A 24,631-nucleotide genomic window follows, 5' to 3' on the forward strand; every position below is an offset into this window, starting at 1 on the left:
ACATTCACCTATAAGGTGAATGGATTGACCTTCATTAATTAGAACCAATCAAGTATTTTGGAGAGAGTTAAATAGCTTAACTATTTGACGATATCAGGTGCTTGAGGTTGGTTGACAGTAATATTTGGCACTGGTTGTGTTGTTTTTTCTACTTCACATTCAGTGCTGTTACTGTAGTCACCCGTTACAATATCCCCTGAGATATCTTCACATTGTTTTTTCAATTTCAAAGAGATTACATGCTGTTCCGGTTGGGTTAAGTCTAGTTTCCCTTCAATTTCTCCAGCTAAATCTTCTCCAGATAATAGAATCTTTTCTAATTTGATACGCCCTCTATCCATAGTGACATTCAGGTCAGAAATAGATACCGGCTGGAAGTCTTCAGCTTGTAGTTTGGCTTTGGTTGCAACTTTTGTCGCGAGCCCCGAATTTCGTATAGAACCGGTGATTTGCCCAGTTAGAGAGTGGGCTAACATTTGGTCATCGCCTAGCAATCCATTGGCGTTCAGCTCGAACTCACTTAGCCCTTCAAGTGAAAACGGTAGGCCTAATTCTGATATGAGTGGTGCAACGGGAATGCCATCGGCACTGATCAGCAGCTGCCAAGGTTGACTTAAGGCTTTGAAGTCGAGATTAGCTTGTGCCTCGATATAGCCATCTTTAAGTGGGGCAAACAAGCGCGTAAGTTGCCAATGACCTTGTTGGCTATTCATTTCAACTAATGGATGAGCACTTAGGATCTGACCATAGCTGGCATTGTTCGCGGATGCCTCCAAAGTACCTTGCCATAGCCCTGCCTTACCGCTTGAAAGTAACGCCAGGTCTGTTCCTTCAAGGTTGACACCTGAAGCTTGCCAGAAAGGCTGGTGGGCAAGTTGAATGACTTGACTGCGTTCGACGTCCAGCTTTTTGACGGAAAACTCTTTGAGGTTATCTAACCATTGACTAGACTGACTCGTTAACACTTGCAGGGCGTCTAAATCACTTTTTTCCAAGCTCCATTTTATTCCATGAAGATATAGCGAGGTGAGGTTGATGGTTGATGGTGTGAATTGACCTGAGAGTTGGATCTGCCCTTGTTGCCATAACGTGGTTAGGTCGGTCACTGTGATCTGCTGAGGTGTTAACTCAAGGTTGATGTTGGGGTCTATCCATTGCTGCTCAAAGACGCTGATACTGTCGGCTTGCATAGACAGCTTACTTTGCTTCTGTCGCCATAGATGAAACGGAAGTTGGATGTTTTCGAGTGAAGCGTTTAACCCCGAGAAACGCCACTTTTGCCACTGAAGATCACTGCGAATGATGTCTAGGCTGTTGATATGGTTAATAGTGAACGCTTTTGTGTCCCAATACTTATCGGCAATTTCTTTGGTTTGGGCTGAGTCTAAAACTAGGTTATCCACGGTAACGTTTATCAGTGACCAGTTTTGATTAAATTGTTCAGCTTGTCCTGATATCGCAGACTCTCTCCATGTGAATGAAACGCCATAGAGAGTACTGTCCTTAGGCTTAAAATCTAAATCGATCAGTAAGTTGTCGATCGCTTCTCCATTCCAGTAAACCTGCTCTGCAGATAGCTGTAATTTGGAAAAAGGTAAAAGTTGATCTTGTGTAAGCCATTGTGGGTTGGTGGCTTGGAGATTAACTCCTCTAGAACTGAACGTCTCGTTGGCAAAGTCTAGATTATTCATCGCGATCTGATTCAACTGGATATTGTGTTTGGCGAGAAATTGCTGCGGTGAAAATGACATTCCTTGTTGAAGACTGAGTCCATTGAGTAGCAGGCTGTCTATGATGAGTCGCTGCTTCAATAAGCTATCAGTGTTTAACCATAGGTCGACTTGTTCTATGTAGTGGCCATTTGTGTTTATTTGATCTGGTGAGGGGCTATGGGCGAGTTCTACACCGTGTAAAGTTATGTGGTAAGGCATTTGCACATCGACCGAAGCCACTTTGATGTTTTGCGACAACACATTATTGAGTAGGTAATTAACGGCGGGAGCACCATATTCAGTTTTGAGGCTACTAATAAAGCCCGCAATAATGACGGCGATGAAAATAACTAGCAGCGAGACACTGAAAAATGCTTTTTTCATTGCTGGAGGTTCTCCATTCTCATTGCTAAATCCTTACTTGTGAAAGTGCCCTTAATAACAGAGTGGAACAAAATGAGTGCAGCTTCAACAAAAAAGCCCCTCAAAAGAGGGGCTTGCTACAGAAATATCACTTTAAGGCATGAGTATTAGTCTAGCTGAGGACCAGCTGCAACTAATGCTTTACCTTCATCGTTATCAGTGTACTTATCAAAGTTGTTGATGAAGCGTTCTGCTAGATCTTTTGCTTTGCTGTCCCATTGTAGAGGGTCAGTGTAAGTATCACGTGGATCAAGGATGCCAGAGTCAACGTCATGCAGTGCTAGAGGCACTTCAAGGTTGAACATTGGGATTACTTTTGTTTCTGCTTCATCAATCGAGCCATCTAGGATAGCGTCAATGATACCGCGAGTATCTTGGATTGAGATACGTTTACCAGTGCCGTTCCAACCTGTATTCACAAGGTAAGCTTCAGCGCCAGCAGCTTCCATGCGCTTCACTAATACTTCAGCGTACTGAGTTGGGTGAAGAGTTAGGAAAGCAGCACCAAATGCAGCTGAGAATGTAGGTGTTGGCTGCGTAATACCACGTTCAGTACCAGCTAGCTTAGCAGTAAAGCCTGATAGGAAGTGGTATTTAGTTTGCTCTGGTGTCAGTTTCGAAACCGGAGGAAGTACACCGAATGCATCTGCTGTTAAGAAGATAACTTTCTGAGCGTGACCTGCTTTAGACACTGGCTTAACAATATTCTCAATGTGATGGATAGGGTAAGAAACACGAGTGTTTTCTGTTTTAGAGCCATCATCGAAATCGATTGAGCCATCGCCACGAACTGTTACGTTTTCTAGTAGAGCATCACGACGGATTGCGTTGTAGATTTCTGGTTCTGCTTCTTTCGATAGACGAATCGTCTTCGCGTAACAACCGCCTTCAAAGTTGAAGATACCGTCGTCATCCCAGCCGTGCTCATCATCACCAATCAGCTGACGTTTAGGGTCAGTTGAAAGCGTTGTTTTACCTGTGCCAGATAGACCGAAGAATACTGCTACATCGCCTTTTTCGCCGACGTTAGCACTACAGTGCATTGAAGCAATGCCTTGTAGAGGTAGTAGGTAGTTCATCATTGCGAACATACCTTTCTTCATTTCACCGCCGTACCAAGTACCACCGATGATTTGAACGCGCTCTGTCAGGTTGAAAGCAACGAAGTTTTCAGAGTTTAGACCTTGTTTTTCCCAGTTAGGGTTTGTGGTCTTCGCACCGTTCATTACTACGAAATCAGGTTCGAACGTTGCTAGTTCTTCGTCAGTTGGACGAATGAACATGTTTTTAACGAAGTGAGCTTGCCATGCTACTTCTGTAATAATTCGTACACTTAGACGTGTATCAGGGTTAGCACCACAATAACCGTCGATCACAAATAGGCGCTTGCCAGACAGTTGTGTTGTTACTAGCTCTTTCAGCTCGTTCCAAACATCTGTTGTGATAGGTTTGTTGTCGTTTTTGCCTTGATCTGACCACCACATGGTATCGCGTGTCGTGTCATCTTTTACGATGTATTTATCTTTAGGTGAGCGTCCAGTAAAGATACCAGTGTCAACAGCAACAGAGCCCAGTTCAGTCACTACACCTTTTTCGTAGCCCTCTAAACCTGGAAGTGTTTCTTCAACGAATAACTGCTCATAACTTGGGTTACGAAGAACCTCGGTTACACCAGTTAGCCCGTGCTTAGTTAGATCAATTTGTGCAGCCTTTGTATGTTCCATAACGGTCATAGGTGCTCCTTGTAGGATATTTTGTAGGGATTTTTTATTTATTTGTAATTATTATTATTCGCTCACCGCACGTGTAACGAAACTTTGGAAAGCGCAAGGTATAGCTCAAAATATACCCATAATTTTCACAAGGTTTTAAGTGTCTCGTCACATATTGGTAGTACTAGTCTATCGTGGACGCAAACCTTTGCGCTAGATCAAAATGATTATTAATAGACTAAAATTAAGAGGTGATTTAATTACGTGAAAGCCCCGTAATTACTGGCCTTGGATCACAAAAAGGCCTGCATGGTGCAGGCCTTTTTTTGGGTAAATTACGTGCTTGGTAATCTTGGGAAATTAATGAACGGTATTATTGCCTTTATCTTCCGCTTCAGCGAATAAAGCGTCGACATCACCCTTGTCAAAAGAGTAGTTTGTACCGCAGTAATCACAGTGAAGAGCCACACTTCCTTCAGTACTAATGATGTCGTAGATCTCTTCTTTTGCTACCGTAACGATTGCAGAACCGCTTCGCTCACGCGAGCAACCACAGAAAAACTCAACAGGCTGTGGTGTAAATAGCTGCACTTTTTCTTGGTTATATAGACGGTAAAGTAAATCGTTAGCTTCTAGTGAAAATAACTCTTCATCTTTAACTGTGTTGGTTAGTTGCTCAAGGTGCTCGAAGTCATCTGGAGTACCAGTGCCGTCTGGCATTACTTGAAGTAACATACCTGCTGCGTGTTTTTTACCGTCGTGCTCACCAGTACGGATCCACAGGCGAGTTTTAAGCTGCTCAGAGTTTTCGAAGTAGCCTTCAAGCACTTCTGCCAGAGTGTTGCCTTCAAGACCCACAATACCTTGGTAACGCTCGCCTTTCTTTGGCGTAATAGTGATCACTAGGTGACCTTTACCGATCAAGTCGTGCAGACCTGCATCGTCAGCGATTTCACCTTCAAAACGAGCAACACCACGAATTTTTTGATCGTGGTCGCCGTTGATAACCGCTAGCGAAACTGGGCCATCACCTTGAAGTTGCATTGTAATGGAACCTTCAAACTTAAGTGTTGCCGTAAGTAGGGTTGTAGAAACCAATAGCTCACCTAACAGCTTCTGTACTGCTGCCGGGTATTCCTTGCTAGAAATAATTTGCTGGTACGCTTCATCCAGTTGTACCAGTTCGCCACGAACAGAAAGATCTTCAAATAGGTAGCGGTTTAAAATGTTGTTTGCCATTACTTCTGTGGTCATAAGGATGTCCAGCTTATTGATGTTTAAATTTAATAATATCGCGTCGCTGCTTTTTATCAGGTCGACGTTCAGGGCTTGGGCTGTGGGCATGTAGTTTACGTTGTTTCGCAAACTCTTCTCTCTTTGCCAAGCTTTCCGTTGTTTCTTCATAGAGTGTTTGAGCTACTGGAGCTCCGCCACGATGCGCGGATATTTTCTCTATGGTTACTGTTTTTTCTTCATTACCTTGGCGCAAGGTAATTACAGCGCCAAGTTCAACAATTTTACTTGGTTTGCTACGTTGGCCATTATAGTGGACTTTGCCACCATCGACCATATTACGAGCAATTGAACGTGTTTTGTAAAAACGAGCTGCCCATAACCATTTGTCTAGCCTGACAGCTTCATTATCGGTTTTCATAATGGTCTCGTCTCTGAAAGTTGTGAATGCGGTGTATTCGTTAATTTATTCACGCAATATTGAATACGCGTTGCTAACAATGGAGTCGGGTCGCTGTTTTTTCAAGGCAGGTGACAAAATTACGATAGTTAAGCCTTGTTATAATTGCCATTGTGCTATAGTGCGATTATATAAACATATAAAACACATCGTACTGTATGGTGTGCTGATTAATTCAGTAATATATAAACATGACAACTAGTTATGCGCGAATAGGTTTGTCATGGAAGGGACTTAGGTTAGTGAAATCATCCGAGCACGGAAGCGTATTGCAGCACTTCCCACAATTAAATCGTCTATTTCAAGATAAGGTTAAAGTTCAGCAGACGTTGAGCTTGAGCTTATGCTGCCTTCTGATCGGTATTACTGCTTGGAAACTAGGACAACTTATATGGTTCGTGGAACCTGTAGAAAGTTCGGTGACACCATGGCAAGCGAATGTGCAAGCATCACAGCAGGCATCTGAATCCCTTGATTTATCGACTCTTCAAAAAAGCCATCTATTTGGCTTATATAACGCCAAACAGCCTGTTATTGAGCAGGCAATCGTTCAAGATGCACCAAAAACTCGTTTGAATCTGGTGTTAGTTGGTGCAGTTGCGAGTTCAAACCCTGCATTAAGTTTGGCTGTGATTGCCAATCGTGGCAAACAGGCGACTTACGGGATCAATGAAACCATTGAAGGAACTCGAGCTAAATTAAAAGCGGTGTTAGTCGATAGGGTTATTATTGAAAACTCAGGCCGAGATGAAACATTGATGCTTGAGGGAATTGAGTACAAAAAATTGCAAGTATCGGCCTCGAAACCTCGCTCGACTTCATCGGTTACGGGAAATAACCCGACCAGTTCTGAAGATAAGTTGTCTCAAATAAGACAGCAGATCACTAAAGACCCTCAAAAAATATTTCAGTACGTTCGATTATCGCAAGTGAAGCGTGACGGACAGGTTTTGGGTTATCGAGTTAGCCCTGGGAAAGATCCTGAGCTATTTAATGCTGTTGGTTTAAAGAACGGTGATATAGCGACGCAGCTTAACGGTAATGATCTAACTGACCCAGCAGCAATGGCGACTATATTCAAATCCATCTCAGAACTCACGGAACTGAACTTATCGGTTGAGAGAGATGGTCAGCAACATGATGTTTATATTGAATTTTAAAACTTATGCCGATTGGCAAAAGTCTAGGAGAAGTACGTGAAGCATTGGTTTAAGAAAAGTGCATGGTTACTGGCAGGAAGCTTGGTTTGCACTCCAGCCGCTATCGCAAGTGACTACAGTGCGAGCTTTAAAGGCACTGATATTCAAGAGTTTATTAATATTGTCGGGCGTAACTTAGAAAAGACGATCATCGTTGACCCTTCCGTTCGCGGTAAGATCGATGTTCGTAGCTATGATGTGCTGAATGAAGAGCAATATTACAGCTTTTTCTTAAATGTTTTAGAGGTGTATGGCTACGCCGTTGTAGAGATGGAATCTGGTGTACTCAAAATCATCAAAGCTAAAGACTCTAAAACATCAGCAATTCCCGTAGTCGGTGATAGCGATCGTATTCAAGGCGATAGTGTTATTACACGAGTAGTGGCTGTTCGAAATGTATCGGTACGAGAACTCTCTCCTTTATTACGTCAACTAAACGATAATGCTGGAGCAGGTAACGTTGTGCACTACGACCCTGCTAATATCATTCTAATTACTGGGCGCGCAGCGGTAGTTAACCGTCTTGCAGATATCATTAAGCGTGTTGATCAAGCAGGTGATAAAGCGATTGAAGTGGTTGAACTACGTAATGCTTCTGCTGCTGAAATGGTGCGAATTGTTGAAGCATTGAATAAAACGACTGATGCCAAAAACACCCCGGCTTTCCTACAACCTAAGCTGGTTGCAGATGATCGTACAAACTCAATTCTGATATCGGGTGACCCTAAAGTTCGTAGCCGTTTAAGAAGCTTGATAGAGCAACTTGATGTAGAAATGGCGACTAAAGGTAATAACCGCGTTATTTATCTGAAATATGCCAAAGCTGAAGATTTAGTGGACGTGTTGACTGGCGTGTCAGAGAACCTTCAAGCTGAAAAGCAGTCTTCATCGAAAAGTAAAAGCAGCAACCGTTCTCAGGTCATGATTGCCGCTCACACAGAAACAAACTCTCTGGTGATGACAGCCCCGCCAGATATTATGAATGCTTTACAAGACGTTATCGCTCAGCTTGATATTCGCAGAGCTCAAGTATTGATTGAAGCTTTGATTGTCGAAATGGCAGAAGGTGACGGCGTTAATCTTGGCGTGCAATGGGGTAACCTAGAAACGGGTGCCATTGTCCAATACGGCAACACAGGTGCACCTATCGGTGGTGTGATGGTTGGCTTAGAAGAAGCGAAAGACACGACTGAAACTACGGCTGTTTACGATTCAGATAATAATTTCCTACGTAATGAAACCACCACAACAGAAGGTGATTTTACGTCGTTAGCCGCTGCACTTTCTGGTGTGAATGGCGCGGCAGTGAGTCTTGCGTTAGGTGACTGGACTGCATTAATCAGTGCGGTGTCAACTGACTCCAACTCAAACATACTGTCTTCTCCAAGTATTACGGTTATGGATAACGGTGAAGCTTCTTTCATCGTGGGTGAAGAAGTTCCAGTACTAACGGGATCTACTGCGGGTTCTAGTAATGACAACCCATTCCAAACGGTTGATCGTAAAGAGGTTGGTATTAAGCTAAAAGTCGTTCCTCGAATTAACGAAGGTGACGCCGTTCAGCTGAACATTGAGCAAGAAGTTTCAAACGTGTTAGGTGCGAATGGTGCAGTAGATGTACGCTTTGCTAAACGCCAATTGAATACCTCTGTGATTGTGCAAGATGGCCAAATGCTTGTACTCGGTGGTTTGATTGATGAGCGCGCTTTGGAAAGTGAATCTAAGGTTCCGATCCTTGGTGACATCCCTGTACTAGGTTACCTATTTAAATCTACGAACACTCAAGTTGAAAAGAAAAACCTGATGGTCTTCATCAAGCCGACGATCATTCGTGATGGCATGACGGCTGATGGTATTACTCAGCGCAAATACAATTACATCCGTGCTGAGCAGCTCTTTAAGTCAGAGCAAGGTTTGAAGCTGATGGATAATGAGCATATTCCTGTGTTGCCTAAGTTTGGCGATGACATCCGCCACCCTGCTGAAATTCAAGCCTTCATTGATCAAATGGAAGCTCAGTAATGTCGGACATGCTAGATACAGTGCGAGCCTACCAGCGCTTACCGTTTAGCTTTGCTAATCGTTATAAGATGGTATTGGAACAAGGGCACCCTGAACGTTTGCCAAATTTATATTACGTTGAGCCTCTTAGTGCGGCTGCGATTTTGGAAGTTGCGCGTGTCATTAAAGGTGGCTTTGAGCCACAAGCGATCAGTGTTGATGAGTTTGAATTAAAGCTTACCCAAGCTTACCAACGTGATTCATCGGAAGCGCGTCAGTTGATGGAAGATATTGGTGCTGACAACGATGACTTTTTCTCGTTGGCGGAAGAGCTTCCGCAAGACGAAGATCTTCTTGAGTCTGAAGATGATGCTCCGATCATCAAATTGATTAATGCCATGTTAGGCGAAGCCATTAAAGAAGGCGCGTCGGATATTCATATCGAAACTTTTGAGAAGTCATTATCGATTCGTTTCCGAGTCGATGGGGTACTACGTGACGTTTTAGCACCAAGTCGTAAGCTGTCTCCTTTGCTGGTATCGCGTGTGAAGGTCATGGCGAAGCTAGATATTGCTGAAAAACGCGTGCCACAAGATGGTCGAATTTCATTGCGTATCGGCGGTCGAGCAGTTGATGTACGTGTTTCTACAATGCCATCCTCTCATGGTGAGCGTGTGGTTATGCGTTTACTCGACAAGAATGCGACAAGACTAGATTTGCACAGTCTTGGCATGACCGCTCAAAACCACGAAAACTTCCGTAAGCTGATCCAACGACCACACGGCATTATCTTGGTTACCGGCCCAACAGGTTCTGGTAAATCAACCACGTTATATGCAGGCTTACAGGAACTGAACAGCAACGAACGTAATATTCTGACTGTTGAAGACCCGATTGAATTTGATATCGATGGTATTGGTCAAACGCAAGTGAACCCAAAAGTCGATATGACCTTTGCTCGTGGCTTACGTGCTATTTTGCGTCAAGATCCGGATGTCGTCATGGTTGGTGAAATTCGTGATTTAGAGACTGCCCAAATTGGTGTGCAGGCGTCTTTAACGGGTCACTTAGTTATGTCGACATTACACACCAATACCGCAGTAGGTGCGATCACGCGTTTACGTGATATGGGTATCGAACCTTTCCTTATTTCTTCTTCTTTACTTGGAGTACTGGCACAGCGCCTTGTTCGAACATTATGTAATGACTGTAAAGAACCGTACAAAGCGGACAAAGAGCAGAAAAAGCTGTTTGATTTGAAGAAAAAAGATGAGTTAACGCTGTATCACGCAAAAGGTTGTGAGCAGTGTAATCACAAAGGCTACCGTGGCCGTACCGGTATTCATGAATTGTTGATGATTGATGATTCAGTACAAGAATTAATCCACAGTGAAGCGGGTGAACAAGCCATTGAAAAGGCGATTCGTCAGAGTACACCAAGTATTCGTGGTGATGGTTTAGATAAAGTGAGACAGGGCATCACGTCTTTGGAAGAAGTGATGCGAGTGACCAAGGAAGTTTAGTATGGCGGCGTTTGAATACAAAGCCTTGAACGCAAAAGGCAAGCAGAAGAAAGGCACCATTGAAGGGGATAATGCTCGTCAGGCCCGTCAACGACTGAAAGAGCAAGGCTTAGTCCCTATTGAAGTGATTGAAGCTAAAGCCAAAGCGACGAAGTCAGCCAGTGGCGGCCCGTCACTAGGCTTAAAGCGAGGAATAAGTACTCCAGATCTTGCTTTAATTACTCGCCAAATCTCGACATTAGTTCAATCAGGAATGCCACTTGAAGAGTGTTTAAAAGCGGTTTCTGAGCAGTCAGAAAAACCTCGTATTTGCACTATGCTTGCTGCAGTCAGAGCCAAGGTAACCGAAGGTTATAGTTTGGCCGAGAGTCTTGCTGATTACCCTCATGTTTTCGATGAACTCTTTCGTTCAATGGTTGCTGCGGGCGAAAAGTCAGGCCATTTAGATGCTGTTCTAGAACGTTTAGCTGACTACGCTGAAAATCGTCAAAAAATGCGTTCTAAGTTAATGCAGGCGATGATTTACCCTGTAGTGCTGGTGGTCTTCGCAGTGAGTATTGTTTCGTTCTTGCTTGCGACGGTTGTTCCTAAAATCGTTGAACCGATCATTCAGATGGGGCAAGAGCTTCCTCAGTCGACACAATTCTTATTAGCTTCCAGTGAATTTATTCAGAATTGGGGAATCCAATTACTTATCCTCATTGTTGCAGCGATTTTCCTGTTGAAAACAGCATTGAAGAAACCGTCTATTCGCTTGAATTGGGATAGAAAGCTCTTGGCTTTACCGCTGATCGGTAAAATTGCCAAAGGCATTAATACTGCTCGTTTCGCTCGTACACTATCTATTTGTACTTCCAGCGCGATTCCTATTTTGGAAGGTATGAAAGTGGCGGTAGACGTGATGTCGAATCAGTTCGTGAAACAGCAAGTTGTGAACGCTGCAGACAGTGTGCGTGAAGGTGCTAGCTTGCGTAAAGCGCTCGACCAAACCAAATTATTTCCACCTATGATGCTGCATATGATCGCAAGTGGAGAGCAAAGTGGGCAGCTTGAGCAAATGCTAACGCGAGCGGCGGATAACCAAGACCAAAGTTTTGAGTCGACGGTCAACATCGCACTCGGTATTTTTACTCCAGCGTTAATTGCTCTAATGGCTGGGTTAGTGTTATTCATCGTGATGGCAACGTTGATGCCAATGCTTGAGATGAACAACTTAATGAGCGGATAGTTCTTGGAATTTTAATGGGTAGGATTACCTAATTTAGAGTGTAGTTTGGAGAAATAATGAAAAATAAAATGAAAAAACAGTCTGGTTTTACACTTCTAGAAGTGATGGTTGTGGTTGTTATTCTGGGCGTTTTGGCAAGTTTTGTTGTACCTAATCTACTGGGCAATAAAGAAAAGGCCGATCAGCAGAAGGCGATTACTGATATTGTCGCTCTTGAGAATGCACTAGACATGTTTAAGTTGGACAACAGTGTTTATCCAACGACAGATCAAGGCTTAGAGGCGCTAGTGTCTAAACCAAGCAGTCCAGAGCCTCGTAACTACCGCGACGGTGGCTACATTAAACGTCTTCCTAATGATCCTTGGGGTAATGAATACCAATACCTGAGCCCAGGGGATAACGGCACAATCGATATCTTTACATTAGGAGCTGATGGTCAAGAAGGCGGTGAAGGTGTTGCTGCGGATATCGGCAACTGGAACATGCAAGATTTCCAATAAGCCTCGGCTTATGTTTGAAAATCGATAGTAGTATGAAGGTCAGCATGCTTAAAGAACTTAAAGTGAAGCCAGAATCAAAAGGCTTTACGTTAATTGAAATATTGCTGGTGCTCGTATTGTTATCGGTTACTGCTGTGGCCGTTATTGCCACCATTCCTCCAAGTAGCTCAGATCAATCGAAGCAGTATGCACATAGCTTCTATCAGCGTTTACAGTTACTCAATGAAGAAGCTGTATTAAGTGGGTTAGATTTCGGTGTTCGTATTAACGAAGAGAAATCGAATTACTTATTAATGACTTTAGCTTCTGATGGCTGGCAGGAAACGGACTTTGATAAAATCCCTTCTTCTACGTTATTGCCTAATGATGTGACGATGTCTTTGACTTTAGGCAGTGAAGTATGGGGTGGCGATGATCGTTTATTTGAGCCTGGCTCCTTGTTTGATGAAGAGATGTTTGCCGAATTTGAGGAAGATAAACCATTACCTCCACCTCAAATATTTGTTCTATCGAGCGCTGAGCTAACTCCGTTTGCCGTGTCTTTTTACCCTAATTCGGGAGACGCACTAAAAGACAGTTGGCGAGTTAAAGTGAATGAGAGTGGCGTCATTAAATTATTCGCACCGGGAGAAGTTGAAGATGAAGAGTAATTTTAACTCTCACCGACGTTCTCGAGGTATGACATTACTTGAAGTTCTGGTGGCCTTAGCTATTTTTGCGACTGCTGCGATCAGCGTGATTCGAGCTGTCACCCAACACATAAATACCGTGAGCTATTTAGAAGAAAAAATGTTTGCTTCAATGGTTGCAGATAATCAACTAGCAACGGTGATGTTACACCCTGATAAGCTTGCGAAGACAAATGGGAAACAAGRGATGGCTGGGCGCGATTGGTATTGGAAAGTAACACCTGTGAGCACGACGGGTGATTTATTGAAAGCGTTCGAAGTGAGTGTTGCAACAGCTAAAGACAGTTCACCAGTCGTCACTGTGCAAAGCTATGTTGCTAAGAACTAATATGTGGCTAAAAACTAATATGTCACGACGAACTAAGACGCGATTAAGCTCTCACATACCATCGGGTTTCACCTTGATTGAGGTGCTGGTGGCTATCGCAATTTTTTCAACGCTAAGTATTGCCGCATACCAAGTGGTCAATCAGGTTCAGCGTAGCAATGAGTTATCACTTGAACGTACGACGAGGTTGAATGAGCTACAACGTGCTTTGGTCATATTAGATAATGATTTTCGACAAATGGCATTACGCCAGTTTCGCACTAACGGCGAAGAACCATCATCTAAGTTGATCGATTGGCAAAACAATTTATTGGATTCCGATACTAAGGGCGTGATGTTTACTCGCCTTGGTTGGCACAACCCGCAGCAGCAGTTTCCGCGAGGGGAAGTGACGAAAGTCGGGTATCGGATGAATGGTGAAACTCTTGAAAGAGTCTGGTGGCGTTACTCAGATACTCCACAGGGGCAGCAAGGTGTGATCACGCCGATTTTAAGTGAGATCGATGATTTTACGCTTGAGTTCTATGATGGAAAAAGCTGGAAAAAAGAGTGGCTTGCTAACATGGAACTACCAAAAGCCGTTAAGGTTATCCTAAAGCTTCAAGATTATGATTCTGTGGAGCGGGTTTATTTGACCTCTGGCGGAAAGCTGAACTCAGATAATGCTGACGAAGAGAGTGATGAAAATGGTTAGTCATCGTTCCGTTAAACACCAACGTGGTGTCGCTTTAATTGTCATCCTGATGCTATTAGCGATCATGGCGACTATTGCAGCCAGTATGTCTGAAAGGCTTTTTACACAATTTAAGCGTGTAGGAAATCAACTTAACTACCAACAAGCTTACTGGTATAGCCTGGGCGTCGAAGGGTTAGCTTTAGCTGGCATCAAGCAAAGTTATTCTGATAACGAAACTATTAATTTAAGCCAACAGTGGGCACAGGAAGAACAAGTGTTTCCACTCGATTATGGTCAGGTTCGTGGGCGAGTGTGGGACAAGCAAGCATGTTTCAACCTTAATGCATTGTCTCAGGCTACCGTTCCAACAGGCAGCAACAACGCTCCTTATGAAGTCAAAGTGTGGCAAACCTTAATGAAAGAGCTTGAGGTTGAGCCCTATAAAGCGGAAGTGATAGCAAACTCTACATGGGAGTTTGTTGATAAGAATAACGAGATTAATACCGTTTCTGGCGTTGAAGACAGTACGTATGAAGGGATGAAGCCGGCTTACTTAGCAGCAAACAGCTTGCTTGCAGACAGCAGTGAATTACGCGCTGTTTATCAAGTCACAGGTGACGTGATGCAGAAAGTCGCTCCTTATATATGTGCTTTACCGACCGATGAGTGGAAGTTGAATGTGAATACGGTTATGCCTGAACAAGCGGCGTTATTAGTCGCGATGTTTGCGCCAAACTTAAGCTTATCGAATGCTCAATCACTACTGAAAGACCGCCCTTTTGATGGGTGGTCGTCGATCAATGATTTCTTTGCAGAAGCATCGATGTCGGCAGTAACGGAAGATATTCGTAAACAGGCTCAGCCATACTTAGGTGTTGATAGCGCCTACTTTGAATTAGATGCAGAAATATTAGTGGAAAAGTCTCGCGTGCGAATTCGCAGCCTTCTCTATAGTGATAACCGAGAAACAGCGACTGTAGTACGTCGTCGCTTTGGAGGAATCAGTGAGCGAGTTTCTGACCGTTCGACTGAGTAGTGAACCGCAGAGCCCTGTGCCGTGGTGCGTTTGGTCGACAAGCCAGCAAGAAGTGATAGCCAGTGGTGAATTGGCTAGCTGGCAGCAATTAGATGAGTTGACGCCTTATGCGCAGCAAAGAAGTTGTATCGCCTTATTATCGGGTAGTGACTGCTTAGTGACTGACGTAGAAATCCCAAATGGCGCAGCGCGTCAGTTTGAATCGATGCTGCCATATTTATTAGAAGATGAAGTGGCACAAGATGTCGATGATCTTCATTTTTCTATCCTAGATAAAAAATCAGACAGTGCGACCGTGTGTGGTGTTGAGCGTAAGTGGTTAACCCATATTGTTCAAAGCTTTGCTGACAACGACATTGTTTTGCGTAAGGTGCTGCCTGATACGTTCGCTATGCCGATTGAAACGCAAGGTGTGTCTGCGCTGAAAATTCATAATCAATGGTTACTGCGGTACGGCGCGTTCAAAGTCGCATCGGTCGATGAGAACTGGTTGTCATTATTTATGACGTCTGATTGGTTCGAACATGAATTGGAAGCAGCATTGCCCATTAACAGTTATACCGCGATGCCAGCTATCGATATGGGTAATCGTGAGCATGTTGAGTGGCAAGCGAAGCCGGCTGAATTGGTGATAGGCTTATTGAGCCAGCAGGCGATCACAAGCTCTGTTAACTTGCTGACAGGCAGTTTTAAAGCGAAATCGTCGTTGATTAAATACTGGCGTATTTGGCAAAAAGTGGCCGTCGCAGCGTGTTTCCTTGTTTCAGTGTTAGTTGTGCAACAGGTGTTATTAGTCCAGCAATCAGAAGCGCAGGCTAATGCTTACCGAGCTGAAAGTGAGCGGATTTTCCGAACTGTATTTCCTAATAAACGTAAGATCCCTACGGTCAGTTATTTGAAGCGTCAAATGAACGATGAAGCGAATCGTCTGGGTGGCTCATCAGTCGGAGACTCAGTGATGGGGTGGTTTACCCTATTGCCTGAAACGATAGGCAAAGTGACTGCGATTGAGCTTGAAAGTATTAAGTACGATGGCAATCGTGGCGAAGTACGAATTCAAGCAAAAAGTAAAGACTTCCAAAGCTTTGAAGAAGCTCGAACTCAGCTGTCAGAGCAGTTCTTAGTTGAACAAGGTCCACTCAATCGAAATGGCGACGCTGTCTTTGGCAGTTTTGTACTAAAGCGTCAGTGAGGACACGATGAAAAATTTAATGGAATCGCTGCAAGCTTGGTGGAGTTCAATAAGCCAACGTGAACAACGTTTAGTTATCGGATGTTCGCTACTGTTGGTAGTTGGTGCGATCTATTGGGGGCTATTGCAGCCTTTAACCCAGAGAGCAGAGCTTGCACAAACTCGAATTCAAAGTGAAAAACAGCTGTTAAGCTGGGTAAAAAATAAAGCGGATGAAATATCTGAACTACGTTCAAGCAATGGGGCTATTGTTTCAACTCAGCCTTTGAATCAAGTAGTGTCTTCATCGATTCGCCGTTACAAAATTGAATTAATACGAGTCCAACCTCGCGGTGAAATGCTACAGGTATGGATCAAACCTTTACCCTTTAATCAGTTTGTAGACTGGTTAACTTACTTGAAAGAGAAACAAGGGGTTGAGGTTGAGTTCATGGATATTGATCGTTCAGATAAGTCAGGTGTCATAGAAGTCAACCGACTGCAGTTTAAGCGAGGTTAATGTGAAACGTGGTTTTTTATACACAGCAATATTTGTGAGCTGCTTTTCTGTCAGCTTGATTTTGCATTTACCAGCATCTTTTGCATTAAAGCAATTACCTCCTGTTCGCGGTTTAGTGATTGAAGGCATTGACGGTTCGTTGTGGCAAGGAAGTGCAACTGCTGTGTCATGGAACAACGTAAACTACGGCGCAGTACAATGGGACTTCCAGTTCGCAAAGTTATTACAAGCGAAAGCAGAAGTTGCGGTTCGTTTTGGCCGACAAAGCGATATGGATTTGCGAGGTAAGGGGTTTATCGGCTATAGCTTCGGCGGAGCTTATGTTGAAAACTTAGTAGCAGCGATCCCAGCAGAAAAAGTATTAGATTACGCTCCAGCAATCCCTGTTCCATTGACGGTGTCGGGGCAATTAGAATTGACTGTGCGACATGCTGTTCATGCTCAGCCTTGGTGTCAAACGGCTGAAGGTACGCTAGCGTGGAGTAACAGTGGTGTCGAATCACCACTTGGAGCACTTAATCTTGGGCCTGTCATTGCTGACATTGTATGTGTAGATAACAATATTACAGTGAAGGGCGAACAGAGTAGCCTTGAAGTGAATAGTGAGTTCTCTGCTCAGTTGGGGAATAATAAACATTACTCCGCTTCTGCTTGGTTTAAACCGGAAGCTGAATTCCCCTCTGCGATGGGCAGTCAGCTAAAGTGGCTCGGCTCTCCGAATAATCAAGGACAATACCAGTTTAATTATCAAGGCAAGCTATAAACGTATGCACTTATAAACTGGCAGCGCCAACCTACAAAAAAGCTCTAACGGTATGTTAGAGCTTTTTTCGTTTAGCGATGAGTTACAAGATAGGGAAGGATTAATCTTTTCCTTCTAAAATTTCATCCCACGGTAATTCGTTATCGCCTAAGACAATGAAATTTGGGTTTTCTAGTGTTTCTCTTTCATTGTAAGACAAAGGTTTTAGGTGAGTATTAAGAATACGTCCGCCAGCTTCTTCGACAATACATTGGGTTGCAGCGGTATCCCATTCGCCTGTTGGACCTAAGCGTAAGTAGCAGTCCACAGCACCTTCGGCAACCAAGCAGGCTTTAAGAGCTGCAGAACCCAACGGGACTAGGTCGTAGTTCCATTTTGAGCTCATGCGGCTAGTAATACGATTGATGTCTTGGCGACGACTGATCGCAATGGCAATCGACTGATTAGGTTGCTCATGCTTGTGAGTCTGTATCTTAACGCTATCATCCATTTCTGGGATTTTCCAAGCGCCCTTGCCTGAATAAGCGTAATAAGTCACACCAGAAACTGGAGCATAAACAACCCCCATCACTGGTCGATTATGTTCAATTAAAGCAATAATTGTGGCAAAGTCGCCACTGCGAGCGATGAATTCTTGAGTACCATCAAGTGGGTCTACAAGCCAGTAACGATCCCATTGTGAGCGCTGCTCAAAGCTAATATCAGCGTCTTCTTCGGAGAGTACTGGAATATCAGGTGTGAGTTCTCTTAAGCGTTGTGAGATAAGCTTGTGTGCCGCTAAATCGGCACTGGTTACTGGCGTGTTGTCGCTTTTAGTGAATTCTTCGTAATCTTTTTTCTCGTAAATTTCGAGGATAAGTTGCCCAGCAGAACGAGCAACTTCTATCACAGAAGGGAGTAGGTTGGAGAGGTCTTTTGTTATGGGCATAATGGCTACTCTTGCTCTTTTAATATTCTGATTGCTAGTAGTAGGGCGGTTATGCTGCGAGCTTCGCAAAAGTCGAGGTGAGTCAGTAACTCTTCGGCTTGAGCTAATGGCCAGCGCACAACATCTAATGGTTCTGGTTCATCACCTTCTAGCTTTTCTGAGTATAGGTCTTCTGCAATGAATAGGGTCATCTTGCTCGAAAAATAAGAAGGCGCAAGGACAACTTCTTTTAATGGTGTCAGTTTATTTGCACCTAAACCTATCTCTTCTTTTAGCTCTCTATTGGCGGCTTGTGCAGGATTTTCGCCCGGGTCAATTAACCCTTTTGGAAACCCTAGCTCATAACGCTCTGTTCCAGCTGCGTATTCACGAACCAGTAGAATGTCACCGCTTTCAGTGATGGGAACCATCATGACGGCATTGCGTCCACTTGGTTTCATTCGTTCGTAAGTTCGTTCTACACCGTTAGAAAAACGTAAGTCGAGAGACTCAATAGAAAATAGTCTTGATTGAGCGACAGTTTGCTTAGCCAGAATTTCTGGCAGAGTCCTTTTTGTCATTTCGCTCGCTCCTTAGCTAGAAAGTATGATTAGTAATATATGAGAAAATCACACTGATTGACACTAGCTATTTATTATAGATATTAAAAAAGGCTGATGTTTTCACATCAACCTTTGATTTCGAATTTCGATCGTTACTGACTAGTTATTATAGCAGTAAGAGCTAGTAGTAAGAGTGCTCACCGCGATCGTGCTCTGTTGCGTCACGAACCGCTGTTAATTCACCTTCAAACTGCTGAAGAAGCTCTTTCTCGATGCCTTCTTTTAGTGTTACATCAACCATTGAACAACCGTTACAACCACCGCCGAATGCAACAATCGCTGCGCCATCTTCTGTGATTTCTACTAGGCTAACGTGACCGCCGTGACCAGCAAGTTGTGGGTTTACTTGTGTTTGGATTGCGTATTCAACACGTTCAATCAGTGATGCATCATCCGCTACTTTACGCATTTTAGCGTTCGGTGCTTTTAATGTTAGCTGAGAACCCATTTTGTCTGTAACGAAATCAATTTCAGCTTCATCTAGGAAAGGTAGGCTGAGTTCATCTACATACGCAGAGAAACTTTCAAAAGACAGCACGGTATCAGTTGATTCTACCGCTTCTGGTGGGCAGTAAGACACACCACACTCAGCATTTTGAGTACCAGGGTTTACCACGAACACACGAATGTTAGTGCCTTCAGGTTGTTGACCCAGCAGGTTAGCAAAGTGAGTTTGAGCTGTTTCTGTAATTGTAATATTTGACACGACGAATACCTGAGTAAATTTGTAGGCTATTACGGCCATTCTACTCCTGTCAGAATCGTAATTCAGCCCTTTTCTGTAGGATTGTTGTGCAAAATTAACACAAGCTAAGCTACGTCAAGGGTTCAGGAGTGCGGCAGATACAGTAAATATCAATTCTTTTGACACCCACTTCAAGCAATAAATCACATAAATGCTGCACGGTACTGCCTGTGGTGACGACATCGTCCAAAATCGCGACATGGGTTTGCGTTGGTTGTTTATTCAAGGTGAAAGCGTTGCGTAAGTTCTGTTGGCGTTGATCTTTGGTTAAACCATGTTGGAAGGACGTCGAACGAATTCGTTTAAATATTTGATGCTGAGTCAACGTATGTCGATCTTGTGCTGGCGTATGTAATTCCTTAGCAAGGTAATCACAAAGTAACGCACTTTGATTGAAGCCTCGTTGTATGTATCGGCTCCAGTGCAGTGGCACACTGGTGATTAAAGGGGCTGGAGACTCTATTTTGGGGGCAAGTAACTTCGCAAGATCTCGAGCAACCCAAAATTTTTTAGCGTATTTAAGCTGGTGGATATAGCGTGAGGTGGGAAATGTGTAGTCGCTAACACAATATAAGCGCTGCCAGGGCGGGGGCGCCGTAAGGCATTGACCACACTGTTCAACTGCTGTCAGAGTTTCTAAACCACAGCGCTGACAGCGGGATGTTTCGGAAAAATGGCTGAGACAGGTTACACACCAAATACTGTGATTGTCATGCTTCTCTTTAGGCAGTCCGCATAGGTCACATTGCAATGGTAAGTATTGTTGTGTGGTTTTTTGTAGCCAATCCGATACCATAATTGCCAATTATTTAGAGTCATAGTTAATAAGCTAACAGCCGTTTGTTGCGGCTGTTGGTGGAAAAAGTAGGGAAGAGTGAGAGCATGAGCAAAGCATTATATTGGCAAGTGTCGGGTTCTGGACCTGATCTTGTATTAGTACATGGCTGGGGAATGAATGGAGCTGTGTGGCAGCAAACCGTTACGACGTTAGAAAAGCAATTTACCGTGCACGTCGTTGATTTGCCTGGCTACGGTCATAGCGCTCATATTCACGCTCAAACTCTCGAAGAAATATCTCAGAGTCTCATAATAGATGCGCCAAGCAATGCGATTTGGGTTGGGTGGTCATTAGGCGGTTTAGTTGCAACGCATATGGCGCTACACCATGCTGATTTTGTGAGTAAGCTTGTGACTGTCGCCAGTTCCCCTAAGTTTGCAGCAGACAAGCCGTGGCGAGGCATTCAACCTAGTGTATTAACGGCATTTACTGAGCAATTGGTTGAAGATTTTCAAACAACGATAGAGCGTTTCATGGCGTTGCAAGCTATGGGTAGCCCTTCTGCTCGTCAAGACGTTAAGCTGCTTAAGCAAGCTGTGCTTTCACGCCCGTTACCTAACCCTGAATCACTACTTGCAGGCCTACAAATGCTGTCTGATGTTGACCTACGCTCACAGCTTCCTCAAGTCTCTGTACCTATGCTTCGTTTGTACGGAAGGTTGGATGGGTTAGTGCCATTAAAAGTCGCGAAAGATCTAGAAAAGGCACTCCCAGGTACCGAACAATACGTATTTAGCCAGTCCTCACACGCACCATTTATGACCGAAGCAGATACATTCTGTAACCAGTTAATAAGCTTCTCAAGTAAATAATTGCTAAAATTATAATCAATGTGGTCGATATATAATCTAACCAAAGAAATCTAAAAGCATGGCTTGAAGGTTTTAATGGGGCTGCTTTTGAGTTTGGTTTAGTGGTGAGAATGAGAGGCTAAACTTAGCTTAATTGCAGACATTGCTTCAGGCGATACTTAGGAGGTCTCGCGATGATTGTGTCACCTGCAACTGTAGTTAGTGTGCCACTGATCGCCCCGTCCGTTAATGTGCAAACAGAACAAGTAGCGCGTGAAAACAAAGTACGTGAACCAATAGCTCCAACTGTTGCGATGGCGAGAACCAGAGCAGAGCAAAGGGTTAAATCTGAAGATAAAAGGCGAAAGCAATCTGCCTGGGATCCCTCGGATCATCCTAGTTATGGGATAGATGAGGATTCTGAGGCGAATTCGGTTTATCACGAAGACCCTAAAAGCACTTTGGAACGGCTATTCGATTTATTGGCATTACAGACTTACAGTGCCAATCAAGGAAAAGGTTACACGATGCGTTTTCGGCTACCTAAGCATGTTTTAGATGCGGCAATAAAAGAAGGTCAGATGGAGAAGCGGCGAAAGATCATTAAGTACCATTATGGTCATGCTGTCGCCCCTCATACCCCATCAGAAGTTATAGCTGTCTTATAGTTTGAGTTGTAAAGAACAAAAGCTTGGAAAGAGTAACTCTAGGGGAAGCGCTAAAATAAAACCCACTTTAGAATCTAAAGTGGGTTTTGATTTTTAGCCCGTTAAAAAAGCTGACTATTTCTTCGCTTTGGCAAATGCAGCGGCAAACGCGCCACCCATAGCGGCATTTTGTGGCTCTTCACGACGGCGTTGACCTTGCTGAGCAGGGCGCTGATTACCACGAGGTGCTGAATTATTGCTGGTTGATTGAGAACGTTGCGATCGGTTGTCTTGACCAGGTTCGTCTTTCATACGCATAGTTAATGCAATACGCTTACGCTGTGCATCTACTTCCATCACTTTTACTTTTACAATATCACCAGCTTTGACTACTTCACGAGGGTCAGAGACATAACGGTCGGTTAGCGCTGAGATATGCACAAGGCCATCTTGGTGTACGCCGATATCAACAAATGCGCCAAAGTTAGCGACGTTTGATACGACGCCTTCCAAAATCATACCCGGTTCAAGGTCAGAAACACTGTTCACTCCTTCAGCGAAAGTGGCTGTCTTAAATTCAGGGCGAGGGTCACGGCCTGGCTTATCAAGTTCTTTGATGATGTCACTAATGGTCGGTACACCAAAGTTCTCATCGGTATAATCGATAGCATGCAATCCACGTAGGAAATCAGAGTCACCAACCAGAGATTTAATGTCTTTTTGGTTTTTCTCGGCAATCGCTTTAACAATTGGGTACGCTTCTGGGTGAACAGAAGACGCATCAAGTGGGTTCTTACCATCCATAATGCGTAGGAAACCAGCACACTGTTCAAACGCTTTTGGCCCAAGACGCGCCACCTTTTTCAGTGTAGTACGGGCGTTAAAACGGCCATTTTCATCACGATAATCGACAATGTTTTGCGCGATAGTCGTTGATAAACCAGCAACACGTGTTAACAGTGCAGCTGATGCAGTATTTACGTCCACACCAACCGCGTTTACACAGTCTTCCACAATGGCATCTAGGCGCTTAGCAAGCATGGTTTGGCTAACATCGTGTTGGTATTGGCCCACACCAATCGATTTAGGGTCAATCTTCACCAGCTCTGCTAGTGGGTCTTGTAGTCGACGAGCAATCGAAACTGCGCCACGTATAGATACATCCATATTTGGGAATTCTTTCGCAGCCAGTTCAGAGGCAGAGTACACCGAAGCCCCAGCTTCACTGACGATGATTTTTTGCACCTTAAGGTTGCCGCGTTTAATCACATCAGCGACGAAGCTGTCTGTCTCACGTGAAGCGGTACCATTACCAATAGCAATTAAATCAACATTAAACTGTCGAACCATTTGCTCAACGACATGCGCTGATTTGTCGTATTGTTTTTGCGGTGGGTGTGGGTAAATGGTTTCTGTGGCCAATACTTTACCGGTAGCATCCACTACCGCGATTTTCGAACCAGTACGTAAACCAGGGTCAAGGCCAAGTGTTGCACGAGGACCTGCAGGCGCAGCCATCAGCAAGTCTTTTAGGTTAGTTGCGAATACTTCAATCGCTTCAATTTCAGCGCGTTCTTTCATTGCACCCATCAATTCAGTTTCCATGTGCATAGAAACTTTGATACGCCATGCCCAACTGATGACTTGTTTACGCCAAACGTCGGCAGGTGCGCTGCTTAACGAGATGCCATAATGGTCTGCGATGATGGTTTCACAGTAAGAGCTGCGAATGCTTTCTTCTTGCGCTGGGTCAGCATTCATTGCAAGAGTCAAAAAGCCTTCGTTACGACCACGCAGCATGGCTAGCGCACGGTGGGAAGGTATTTTGCTTAAGGCTTCGTTATGCTCAAAGTAATCTTTGAATTTCTCGCCTGCATTTTCTTTACCTGCTACAACGCGAGCGCCAAGCTCAGCATTACGGGTCAGGTGCTGGCGGATCTTTTCTAGTAAGTTTGCGTCTTCAGCAATACGCTCCATGACAATTGCGCGAGCGCCGTCTAATGCAGCCTTGCTGTCTGCAATCCCTTTGTCAGTATTGATGTACGAACTTGCTTCCGACTCAGGATCCGTTTGTGGTTCGCTCCATAGTTTGTCTGCCAGTGGTTCAAGGCCTGCTTCAATCGCAATTTGACCTTTAGTTCGGCGCTTAGGTTTGTAAGGTAAATACAAATCTTCAAGGCGAGTTTTGCTATCTGCTTGGGCGATGTCTCGTTCCAATTCAGGTGTCATTTTTCCCTGTTCTTGGATCGATTTGAGAATGGTTTGACGGCGATCATCAAGCTCACGCAAATAAGAAAGGCGGCTGTCTAGGTTACGAAGCTGGGTGTCATCTAACGCTCCGGTTACTTCTTTACGGTAACGTGCAATAAATGGAACTGTGTTGCCATCATCGATCAAGTTTACAGCAGCGATGACTTGCTCAGGTCGAACATTGAGTTCTTGAGCAATCAATTTACAGATAGCTTGGCTCATCCGTGGGTTCTCGTATTTATTATGATGTTAGGGATATGGGGTTAATGGCTCCATTTTTCTAGCTCTAGCCTTTGAATATTGAGGTTTAGGACCATGTTCTGGTGATCTGATATCTCTTTTGTAAGAGATCTCTCACAACGAGCGTGAGAGTATTGCGTTCTAAATTAAGGTTTTTAGCAATAATCAATTGTAACTAATTGATTATAATTGTTTTATTTAAAGTGTGATCTTGGTTGTGTAAGCTTTTTTGTATTCTATGGCTAGGAAGTAGGGTGGTTTAGCGTAATATTTAACTTGTCGACAGGATGTTGGCAGGAACAGGAAAAAGCCTAATGGACTAGGTATCTTCAGGATGAAGATTTGATTGCTTAGGATGAGTAGTCAGCAAGGAAGTAGAATCTCTGGATGAGATAAGTCTGTCAGGATGATAGGCA

General features: G+C 43.9%; 23 protein-coding genes. 14 read left to right on the forward strand and 9 right to left on the reverse strand.

Annotated features, from left to right (window positions below; genetic code table 11):
• Nucleotides 1-80: 80 nt before the first annotated feature.
• The 4 genes from L4C33_RS01380 to hslR form a co-directional block, all read right to left on the reverse strand.
• Complete coding sequence (locus L4C33_RS01380) at nt 81-2,096, reverse strand: AsmA family protein (protein WP_428810683.1); 2,016 nt, start codon at nt 2,094-2,096, stop codon at nt 81-83.
• A 146-nt stretch (nt 2,097-2,242) separates the two neighbouring features.
• Entirely contained in the window at nt 2,243-3,868 is a 1,626-nt protein-coding gene (gene pckA, locus L4C33_RS01385) for a phosphoenolpyruvate carboxykinase (ATP) (protein WP_428810684.1), read from the reverse strand.
• Nucleotides 3,869-4,207: 339 nt separating this feature from the next.
• Nucleotides 4,208-5,086 (reverse strand): Hsp33 family molecular chaperone HslO, encoded by an 879-nt coding sequence (hslO, locus tag L4C33_RS01390; RefSeq protein ID WP_428810713.1) that lies wholly within the window; start codon nt 5,084-5,086, stop codon nt 4,208-4,210.
• A 28-nt stretch (nt 5,087-5,114) separates the two neighbouring features.
• Nucleotides 5,115-5,501 (reverse strand): ribosome-associated heat shock protein Hsp15, encoded by a 387-nt coding sequence (gene hslR, locus L4C33_RS01395; RefSeq protein WP_428810685.1) that lies wholly within the window; start codon nt 5,499-5,501, stop codon nt 5,115-5,117.
• Nucleotides 5,502-5,809: 308 nt separating this feature from the next.
• On the opposite strand from hslR, the gene gspC reads away from it, so the two are divergent.
• The 12 genes from gspC to L4C33_RS01455 are packed head-to-tail and all read left to right on the forward strand — an operon-like array spanning nt 5,810 to nt 17,174.
• Entirely contained in the window at nt 5,810-6,700 is an 891-nt protein-coding gene (gene gspC, locus L4C33_RS01400; protein WP_428810714.1) for a type II secretion system protein GspC, read from the forward strand.
• Nucleotides 6,701-6,736: 36 nt separating this feature from the next.
• On the forward strand, nt 6,737-8,761 hold the full coding sequence (gene gspD, locus L4C33_RS01405; protein ID WP_428810686.1) for a type II secretion system secretin GspD: 2,025 nt from the start codon (nt 6,737-6,739) through the stop codon (nt 8,759-8,761).
• Nucleotides 8,761-10,263, forward strand: a complete 1,503-nt coding sequence (gene gspE / locus L4C33_RS01410) for a type II secretion system ATPase GspE (protein WP_428810687.1) — start codon at nt 8,761-8,763, stop codon at nt 10,261-10,263. The genes gspD and gspE overlap by 1 nt, the downstream gene beginning before the upstream one ends.
• Nucleotide 10,264: 1 nt before the next feature.
• Nucleotides 10,265-11,491 (forward strand): type II secretion system inner membrane protein GspF, encoded by a 1,227-nt coding sequence (gene gspF / locus L4C33_RS01415; RefSeq protein WP_428810688.1) that lies wholly within the window; start codon nt 10,265-10,267, stop codon nt 11,489-11,491.
• Nucleotides 11,492-11,547: 56 nt separating this feature from the next.
• Nucleotides 11,548-11,991 (forward strand): type II secretion system major pseudopilin GspG, encoded by a 444-nt coding sequence (gene gspG / locus L4C33_RS01420; protein ID WP_428810689.1) that lies wholly within the window; start codon nt 11,548-11,550, stop codon nt 11,989-11,991.
• 44 nt (nt 11,992-12,035) lie between these two features.
• Nucleotides 12,036-12,641 carry a type II secretion system minor pseudopilin GspH gene (gspH, locus tag L4C33_RS01425; RefSeq protein WP_428810690.1) on the forward strand — a complete coding sequence of 202 codons (606 nt, stop codon included), beginning with the start codon at nt 12,036-12,038 and terminating at the stop codon, nt 12,639-12,641.
• A complete protein-coding gene (gene gspI, locus L4C33_RS01430) occupies nt 12,631-13,008 on the forward strand; it encodes a type II secretion system minor pseudopilin GspI (RefSeq protein WP_428810691.1) in 378 nt (125 codons plus the stop codon). The genes gspH and gspI overlap by 11 nt, the downstream gene beginning before the upstream one ends.
• Nucleotides 12,992-13,702, forward strand: coding sequence for a type II secretion system minor pseudopilin GspJ (gspJ, locus tag L4C33_RS01435; protein ID WP_428810692.1), 711 nt, complete (start codon nt 12,992-12,994; stop codon nt 13,700-13,702). The genes gspI and gspJ overlap by 17 nt, the downstream gene beginning before the upstream one ends.
• On the forward strand, nt 13,695-14,720 hold the full coding sequence (gene gspK, locus L4C33_RS01440) for a type II secretion system minor pseudopilin GspK (RefSeq protein WP_428810693.1): 1,026 nt from the start codon (nt 13,695-13,697) through the stop codon (nt 14,718-14,720). Before gspJ ends, gspK begins: the two co-directional genes overlap by 8 nt.
• Nucleotides 14,689-15,912: a type II secretion system protein GspL gene (gene gspL / locus L4C33_RS01445; protein ID WP_428810694.1), complete on the forward strand. Its 1,224-nt coding sequence runs from the start codon at nt 14,689-14,691 to the stop codon at nt 15,910-15,912. The genes gspK and gspL overlap by 32 nt, the downstream gene beginning before the upstream one ends.
• Before the next feature lie 7 nt (nt 15,913-15,919).
• Complete coding sequence (locus L4C33_RS01450; RefSeq protein ID WP_428810695.1) at nt 15,920-16,411, forward strand: type II secretion system protein M; 492 nt, start codon at nt 15,920-15,922, stop codon at nt 16,409-16,411.
• A gap of 1 nt (nt 16,412) precedes the next feature.
• Nucleotides 16,413-17,174: a type II secretion system protein N gene (locus L4C33_RS01455; RefSeq protein WP_428810696.1), complete on the forward strand. Its 762-nt coding sequence runs from the start codon at nt 16,413-16,415 to the stop codon at nt 17,172-17,174.
• A gap of 100 nt (nt 17,175-17,274) precedes the next feature.
• Here L4C33_RS01455 and cysQ read toward each other — a convergent pair whose 3' ends face one another.
• The 4 genes from cysQ to L4C33_RS01475 all read right to left on the reverse strand — a co-directional run bounded on the left by cysQ (nt 17,275) and on the right by L4C33_RS01475 (nt 20,245).
• On the reverse strand, nt 17,275-18,102 hold the full coding sequence (cysQ, locus tag L4C33_RS01460; protein WP_428810697.1) for a 3'(2'),5'-bisphosphate nucleotidase CysQ: 828 nt from the start codon (nt 18,100-18,102) through the stop codon (nt 17,275-17,277).
• A gap of 5 nt (nt 18,103-18,107) precedes the next feature.
• Nucleotides 18,108-18,662 carry an ADP compounds hydrolase NudE gene (gene nudE / locus L4C33_RS01465; protein WP_428810698.1) on the reverse strand — a complete coding sequence of 185 codons (555 nt, stop codon included), beginning with the start codon at nt 18,660-18,662 and terminating at the stop codon, nt 18,108-18,110.
• Between the two features lie 163 nt (nt 18,663-18,825).
• Nucleotides 18,826-19,410 (reverse strand): Fe-S biogenesis protein NfuA, encoded by a 585-nt coding sequence (nfuA, locus tag L4C33_RS01470; RefSeq protein ID WP_428810715.1) that lies wholly within the window; start codon nt 19,408-19,410, stop codon nt 18,826-18,828.
• 109 nt (nt 19,411-19,519) lie between these two features.
• A complete protein-coding gene (locus tag L4C33_RS01475) occupies nt 19,520-20,245 on the reverse strand; it encodes a ComF family protein (RefSeq protein WP_428810716.1) in 726 nt (241 codons plus the stop codon).
• Nucleotides 20,246-20,331: 86 nt separating this feature from the next.
• Here L4C33_RS01475 and bioH point away from each other — a divergent pair, with 86 nt between their 5' ends.
• Nucleotides 20,332-21,099 (forward strand): pimeloyl-ACP methyl ester esterase BioH, encoded by a 768-nt coding sequence (gene bioH, locus L4C33_RS01480; protein ID WP_428810699.1) that lies wholly within the window; start codon nt 20,332-20,334, stop codon nt 21,097-21,099.
• Between the two features lie 173 nt (nt 21,100-21,272).
• Nucleotides 21,273-21,746 carry an ATP-dependent Lon protease gene (locus L4C33_RS01485; protein WP_428810700.1) on the forward strand — a complete coding sequence of 158 codons (474 nt, stop codon included), beginning with the start codon at nt 21,273-21,275 and terminating at the stop codon, nt 21,744-21,746.
• A gap of 114 nt (nt 21,747-21,860) precedes the next feature.
• Here the strand turns inward: L4C33_RS01485 and L4C33_RS01490 are convergent, their stop codons facing one another.
• Nucleotides 21,861-24,197, reverse strand: a complete 2,337-nt coding sequence (locus tag L4C33_RS01490) for a Tex family protein (RefSeq protein ID WP_428810701.1) — start codon at nt 24,195-24,197, stop codon at nt 21,861-21,863.
• Between the last annotated feature and the right edge of the window lie 434 nt (nt 24,198-24,631).

It is taken from the genome of Vibrio makurazakiensis, assembly GCF_050337375.1.
Taxonomy (GTDB): domain Bacteria; phylum Pseudomonadota; class Gammaproteobacteria; order Enterobacterales; family Vibrionaceae; genus Vibrio; species Vibrio makurazakiensis.